The sequence below is a fragment of the Mesorhizobium sp. M0496 genome (assembly GCF_040321205.1).
GTDB lineage: Bacteria > Pseudomonadota > Alphaproteobacteria > Rhizobiales > Rhizobiaceae > Mesorhizobium.
On record NZ_JAMYRC010000109.1, the window covers coordinates 1 to 1033 of the forward strand.

Here is a 1033-nt window from a genome sequence, read left to right on the forward strand (position 1 = left end):
GCCACCTTGTATCTACACGAGAGAGATTTCGTGGGATTAGAGCGATTGAGCCAAGGTCCGGGCGGCCGCCCGGACCTTGGCTTGGCGAAGTCGCCCGTACCACCTGAGGTTACAACCGCGGGAGAGCTTGGGATCTTCGCCTTCGTCACGCACGACCGAACAGTCGCTTGGTTCCAACCGTACGCACAAGGCAGGTTACCGTGAACAGGATTATTTGTGGAGTTGATGTTTCGAAAGATTGGCTGGACGCGCATGTCCGGCCTGGCGGAGCGGCAGCGCGCTTCGCCAACGATGCGGCGGGGATTGCAGCTCTTTGGCTGTTCTGCCGCAGCCATGGCGCAGCCCTTGCGGTGATGGAGGCATCGGGCGGCTATGAACGGCTGGGGTTCATGCTCTTGTGGGCGCACGGCATGCCGTGCGGCGTGGTCAACGCCAAGAGCGTGCGCCGTTTCGCCGAGGCGATGGGCTATCTTGAGAAGACCGACAGGATCGACGCCGCTGTCATCGCCCATTACGGCGCAGTCAAGAACACGGTGCCGACGCCACCGCCAAGCGCTGCCCAACAGCGGCTTACCGCGTTGGTTGGCCGGCTTTGCCAGATTGTCGGCGATGCGACCATCAACAAGCAGCGTAGAAGTGCCGCACGCGACGCCGAGGTAGGCGCCAGCATCGAGGCGACGCTGGCCTTCCTCAAGCGCGAGCAACGGCGCCTGGAAGGCGAGATCGCCTCGATGATCGATGACGATCCGCTGTGGGCCAGGCTGGAGCGGGCCTTTCGTTCGCTCAAGGGCGTAGCCGGACGCACTGTCGCCCGTCTGATGGCCGAACTGCCCGAGATCGGCCTCATCTCCAACAAGGCCATCGCCAAGCTGGCAGGCCTGGCTCCTTTCGCCAACGATAGCGGCAAGCGCACCGGCAACAGGCATGTGCGAGGCGGACGCGCCGGGCCGCGTGGCATCCTCTTCATCGTCGCAGCCATCGTGGCCAAATTCGATCCTCATCTCAAAGCTTTCGCTCAACGGTTGCAACAGGC

General features: G+C 63.1%; 1 protein-coding gene. It reads left to right on the top strand.

What is annotated here, in order from left to right; genetic code table 11:
- Positions 1-200: 200 nt before the first annotated feature.
- The coding region (locus NKI73_RS33560; RefSeq protein ID WP_352636347.1) for an IS110 family RNA-guided transposase at positions 201-1033 on the top strand (833 nt) is incomplete at its 3' end.